General features: G+C 53.1%; 3 protein-coding genes. All 3 read right to left on the minus strand.

Annotation, left to right across the window (positions count from 1 at the left end):
- Positions 1-344: 344 nt before the first annotated feature.
- The 3 genes from ACMTNU_RS19975 to ACMTNU_RS19985 all read right to left on the minus strand — a co-directional run bounded on the left by ACMTNU_RS19975 (position 345) and on the right by ACMTNU_RS19985 (position 5,798).
- The gene (locus ACMTNU_RS19975) at positions 345-674 is read right to left on the minus strand and encodes a hypothetical protein (RefSeq protein WP_413937052.1); all 330 of its coding nucleotides are present in this window, start codon (positions 672-674) and stop codon (positions 345-347) included.
- Positions 675-980: 306 nt separating this feature from the next.
- A complete protein-coding gene (locus tag ACMTNU_RS19980) occupies positions 981-2,270 on the minus strand; it encodes a 4Fe-4S dicluster domain-containing protein (protein ID WP_413937053.1) in 1,290 nt (429 codons plus the stop codon).
- 90 nt (positions 2,271-2,360) lie between these two features.
- Positions 2,361-5,798, minus strand: coding sequence for a molybdopterin-dependent oxidoreductase (locus ACMTNU_RS19985; protein ID WP_413937054.1), 3,438 nt, complete (start codon positions 5,796-5,798; stop codon positions 2,361-2,363).
- Positions 5,799-6,403: the final 605 nt, after the last annotated feature.

A 6,403-nucleotide genomic window follows, 5' to 3' on the forward strand; every position in this document is an offset into this window, starting at 1 on the left:
CTGGTGACCGCACGTTGTAGGGATGGATTCATAACACTCCTTTTCCAGTAGATGAAGGGCAATTATACATCAGATTAGGAGGACAACAAGGAGAATTTTTCTCTCGCTCGCATCTATTGCGATTCTTTTAAGCGTGCTCCGGTTCATTCCTCTATTGTCTTGCCTGTGTTCCACAGTATCAGGAGGTTTTTTCCATCACGAATGTCAGGTGGAGCCCCATTGCTTGACAGCTATGGCTTCCTGCCCAGATGGGGAAGGGACTTTGTCAGCTACGACACGCGTCCATCAAGATGTTCGCGGGCGGGTGAGGGTTCGAATTTGGAAGCAGCCGGCTGGTTCTAGGTCTAGGTAAAAAGTAGCGATTCAAATTCGTTCATGAAACCATAATAGAGAGGTGCAAAATCCTTGAGGCACTCAGGGCTGGTCTCCTTCAGTTTTTTAAAAAAGAACACCTGTGCACGAGGATCAAGCTGCTCGAGGAGTTGACTGAGTTCACCCATGGTATAGCTTCCGGCCGGCACACTCAGAATATAGTGAACCAAACGCTCAACGAATTGCTGAGCGATGTACTCGCTGGTGAGATATCCATCGGGAAGCTGGCCCGTCGCGAGGAATTCTTTAAAGGGAATAGGTTGAGCCGCAAATGGGATCGTCTCCTGCTGGTCGGCTGTCACGCTGCAGTCACTCCGCGAGTGGTAGGCACGATGATGACCTAGAAAAAACTTTACTGGAGGTCCTGCATGTCGTCAAGTGTGCAGAAGATTCAGGGAAGGCTGAGTCGAAAGACTGATCCGGCAAGGGAATCAGGCTCTACTTCCAGCGGTGAGATGGCCGTATGAGTGAGGTGGACCGGTCATTTCATTTGAGGGGATTGAGTTTCCTTGGTTTTCATCGCCAGAAGAGAGTTCTTGAACAGCAAAAGGGGTGGAGCCCGTCTTCGGAACCCCACCCCTCTTCCTACCTCTCTGGTGCTTATTGACTTACAACCAGGTCACCCGTTCGGCCGGCCGGATGTAGATCGGTTCTTCCACTTGAATGCGGGCTACTTCCTTCCCTGACTTATTGAAGCCTAGGACCGTGTCGTTATACATCTCAAACCGCTTCCCGTGTATCTGGGTCTCAAACACTTTTGGCCCAGGGATCACATCGTAGCGGAACACGATCTGCTGGCTGGCTCTCCAGAGCTGGAGCACCGCTAACAGCTCGCGGCTGGGAACCAGGTACTTTTCAATTGCGTTGTCCACGCCAGGACCAAACATCTGGCGGGCATAGCCACGCGGCGAGTGCCGAGGAGGAATGTAATAACCGTTCGGCTCCGTCCCCCACTGTGGATAGAGTGGCAACGCCACCTGTTCGACCCGGATTGCATAGTACAGTGGATGCCAACGATCCTCGGCCCACAGGCCATCTTCGCCGATGCGCATCAGGCTCTGCATCCTGATCTTTCCGACACAGGCCGCCATACAACGAGTCTCCATCGGCTCCCCACCGGTCAAGGGATCTTTTCCTTCGATCCGAGGATAGCAGGCAATACACTTTTCGCTGACCCTGGTCGTGCCTCGATACATCGGCTTCTTGTAGGGACACTGTTCGACACACTTCTTGTATCCACGGCAACGATTCTGGTCAATGAGGACGATCCCGTCTTCAGGACGCTTATAGATGGCCTTCCGTGGGCACGCAGCCAAGCATCCAGGATAGGTGCAATGATTGCAGATGCGTTGCAGATAGAAGAAAAATGTCTCATGCTCTGGCAAGCTGCTGCCGGTCATCTTCCAGGGTTCATCCCGTGAGAAACCGGTCTTGTCGATCCCTTCCACCAGCGCGCGCATGGACGTGGCGGTGTCTTCATAGATATTCACAAACCGCCATTCCTGGTCGGTTGGGATGTACCCGATCGCCGCCTGACCAACTTTTGCTCCTGCGTCGAAAATGGTCATCCCTTCAAACACCCCGTACGGTGCATGGTGCTTTCGTCCCACGCGGACGTTCCAGACTTGCCCGCCGGGATTCACCTGTTCAATGAGCTGGGTAATCTTGACGTCGTAGAACTGGGGATAGCCGCCATAAGGCTTGGTCTCGACATTGTTCCACCACATGTACTCCTGCCCCTTGGAGAAGAGCCAGGTTGACTTATCCGCCATACTACAGGTCTGGCACGCCAAACAGCGGTTGATATTAAACACAAAGGCGAACTGCCACTTGGGATGCCGCTCCTCGTAGGGATACAACATCTTACGTCCCAGCTGCCAGTTATATACTTCAGGCATAGTCTCCTCCGTAATTCATCATGGGCTATTGTTGAACTTCGTCGGCCCTTGCCTCTTTTGGCAAGGGCCGACTGTCAAACTCAATAGCATTTAGACCTTGATCTTGATGTGCTCGCCTTTCAGCCACTTAATCATGAATTCGTTCTCTTGGCCCGGGGTAAACCCGGTACGCACCGGCTCCCACGGACCGCGCGCACCGATACCGCCGTCTTCCGCTTTGGTAATGCGGATGAGACATTCCTTCGGGACCGTGTTGATCGCGTGGTGATCCACTTGATAGCCCCACTTAAACTTCCAGGCAATCGCGTGCTTACCAGGAAGTGAGTCGGTTTGGTGCATCGGCATGAGCCAATTTCGTGTAAATGACTGTTGGGCACCGTATCGGAAGTTCGACTGATAGCCGGTGTCGATGGCAATGGCACGTCCATCCGGTCTGGTCTCATGACCTTTCACGGACTTGGCCGTCGCCACATACGGAGCATGCTTGGCCATCGTCACATGATACGGATAGGCCGGGTTGTACTTTGCCCGGATCATGAGTCGAGCGACTTTGTAGTAGGGATCGCTCGGCTTCCAACCACGATACGGACGATCTACTGGGTTACCGTCGACGTAGACATAGTCACCGTCGTTGATCCCACGGTCTTTCGCCGCCTGCGGGTTGATGTGGATCTGGTGCTCGCCCACGCCAGGCGTCCGTTTATCCATCCGGTACGGATCGCCGAAGTTCGACTCATAAATCTGCACCCAGTCGTTCACCGACCATTGGCTGTGGACGCGGTGACGGGTCTTCGGGGTTACGCAGTAGAACTGGTAGCCCTTTTCCCACAAGGGGTTCGAGTGCCGGACGATTTCATGCCATGACAACTTGATGTTTCGAACGGTCTTGTCATCATGGTGTTGCGCCGTGATCGGAATACCATAGTCGTCCGGACGGCAATAGGGGTTCGTCGTGAAGATGGCGTTCGGCAGATACGGGGTTGCTTCCGGCCCTTCACGATGGGAGATAAAGTTTTCTCCGTACTCGATCGCTTCCGGTTCGATCCGGTAATTCTCATACCGACCGCTGCGTGTCCACATCGGCTTGGACTCGTTGGTCTCCTCCCAGAACGGATGCCGCGGGTAGGTACGGACCATAACCATCCATCCCTTTTCCGACTTCAGCATCACGTCGGCTGAATAGCCGTAGAAGGTGCTGGATGCATCGAGCATGCGCTGCGCATAGACGTCCACGCGATTCGCATAGACCATCGCGAAGTAGTCCTTCATGCGCTTGTCGCCGGTCATCTCCGAGAGTTTCGCCGCCACACCGGCAAATGTGTCAAGGTCATTGCGAGTGTCATACAACGGTCTGATTCCACCCTTCCAGATCTGGACCCATGGGTTGGAGACCGTAATCGTCATTTCCGGATAGGTGAATTCCATCCAGGAGTTACATGCAAACGCAATGTCATTGTGATTCACGTCTGACGTCATTTCGATGTCCTGCGTGATCAGACATTCCAAATTGGGATCAACGTTTCGCACCATGTCATAGTGGTGCTTGGCGTTGTTGAGCACGTTGACATTGACGACCCAGCGGAATTTGCTGGGAGTCGGCATGTGCGTCTTCCCCGTGAAGACCTTGCGGCCATACTTCGGGGTGTTGACGATCAAGGCCGTATCACCGTGGTTCCAATACCCGACCTCTTCACCGTAGTAGTAGGACTTGGTCTTGATTTCTTTCCCGTGAGCATTCGGATCCAGAGTGATATTGAACGGATCTTCGCCGGTATGGACCGACAAACCGGCTCCGGACCATGGAGTGGCCGTCCAACATCCAGCTTTATAGTTACCGGCCCAGGTATGTTGCCCGGTGCCGAACTTTCCGACGTTGCCCGTGATGATGAGCACCATGGCCGCCGCGCGGCCGTTGGGCGTCATATGGAAATAGTGCGTAACACCTTCGCCGTTGTGAATCGCGGCCGGCTTGATTGTGCCCGAATCGCGTGCCCAGCGGACGATCAGGTCCTTCGGCGTGCGGCAGATCTGATGCGTGGTATCCAAGTCATAGTCCTGGAAGTGGACTAGATACATTTGCCAGACCGGCATCGCGTCAATTTCACGGCCATTCAGCAGCTTGACTCGATAGGTTCCGTTCAACGCCGCATCGATTCCGCTATTGATATAGTGCCATCCAACCTGCTCGCGGTGGAGCGGGACAGCCTGCTTCTTATTTAAGTCCCACACCATCATCCCGCCGAGCCGTTCGACATCTTGTGGCTTCAGCGCTTGAATACGACCAGAGTAACTCTTTGAGAAGTCTGGGAACTTGTAATCCGGAACCACATCGCGGGGATCCAGGTACTGCAGCGTATCCGTACGAACTAGGATCGGCGCATCAGTGAACTGCTTCAAGAAGTCCACATCGTGCATATTTTCATCGATAATAATTTTCATGGCCCCCAAGAACAAGGCACCGTCCGACTCCGGCCGCAGCGGCATCCAGTAGTCAGCGCGGTAGGCAGTGGGGTTGTATTCCGGGGTAATAACAACGACGCGGGCGCCACGCTCAATACACTCCAGCTTCCAGTGCGCCTCAGGCATCTTATTCTCAACGAAGTTCTTCCCCCAGCTGGTGTTGAGCTTGGAAAAACGCATGTCCGAGAGGTCGATATCCGACCCCTGCACGCCCGACCAGAAGGGTTGTGACGGGTTCTGATCTCCATGCCAGGTGTAGTTCGACCAATAGCGACCACCCTGCGCTTGCTCCGGACTAACCTTCCGAATCCAGGTGTCCAACAGCGCATTGATGCCGCCGTTCATACGGGTGTTACCCATTTTACCGATGATGCCGAGAACCGGCATACCCGCACGATGCTTAAAGCAGCGCGTACCAGCGCCCTTCATCATTTCGATCATTTCCGGCGCATATCCCTGCTCGCGCAACCGCCTCGCGCCAGCTTCGCCTGAGTAGCGTGTCGCGATGATGATCATGGCTTTTGCGGCATAGGTGAATGCGGTATCCCATGATACGCGAAGCATATCGTCCAAGAACCGACTATCGAATTTGTATTTGCGTTTGGTTTCAGGCGTCAGTTCTGGCGATCCATCGTCCATCCACTGCTTCCAACCCTTCCGCATGAGTGGTCCCTTGAGACGATAAGGACCGTACACCCGGCGATGGAATGTAAAGCCCTTCAAGCACATGCGCGGATTGTGCGCAAAGGTCCCGCGGTTCCCATAGAGATCTTCGTAGGTTTGATGGTCGTAGTTCTGCTCTACACGCATGACTACACCGTTTCGGACGAAGGCCCGAACGCGGCACGCATGGGTGTCATTGGGAGAACAGACCCACGTAAAGGATGAATCATAGCGATATTGATCGTGGTAGACACGCTCCCAGGATCGGTCCGGATAATCACCCAATGGATTCCCGACCTCGATCACCGGCTGGAGCGCCGTCAATGCCAGGACCTTGTCTGCCACGGCTGCGGCAGCAACCGTACCGACAGAGACCTTTAGAAATTGTCGACGTGACAAGAACATTGTGAATACCTCCTCACATGATGTGAACTTGAGCGAAGCTTGTCGTCTTTATGGATATTTTTCTTCTCAACCTAATTATCAGACAACGATCCATCTCTTCATCTGCAAACATGCGTCACAAAAAGTGGCGACCATACATAACACCGCAAACAAAATGTCTCAATGGGCTTCCTCGCAAGATTCAAACCATCTGCACTGATACACACTTCCACAGCGAGCGAGATTCCATAAACTGTTAATAATAATTATGTTTTTATCTTTCTCTGGACCGTACTACCGCATCATTGAATCATTCATTGATGCGTAGTAGACGTAACACCGCCTCTGATTGTCAGCGATGACTGCTGAAAGATTTTATTAGGCTAATGATATATAAGATAATGAAAAAATGATTGATTTACGAATTCACGGTCTGTGTATTTCTATATTGTTACCGATTCGCAACAAGTAACAGTTTATAGAAGTACGAAGAGGATCTGCTTGAGGATGGTGCGCAAGAATCCTGGCTTGACAGGCACTGGAGAGGTCAGTACACTCCGCCCCTGGTCGTTCGCGAGCGGGAATAGCTCAGTGGTAGAGCATCGCCTTGCCAAGGCGAGGGTCGA

The sequence above is a fragment of the Nitrospira sp. BLG_1 genome (assembly GCF_047338595.1).
Taxonomy (GTDB): Bacteria; Nitrospirota; Nitrospiria; order Nitrospirales; family Nitrospiraceae; genus Nitrospira_D.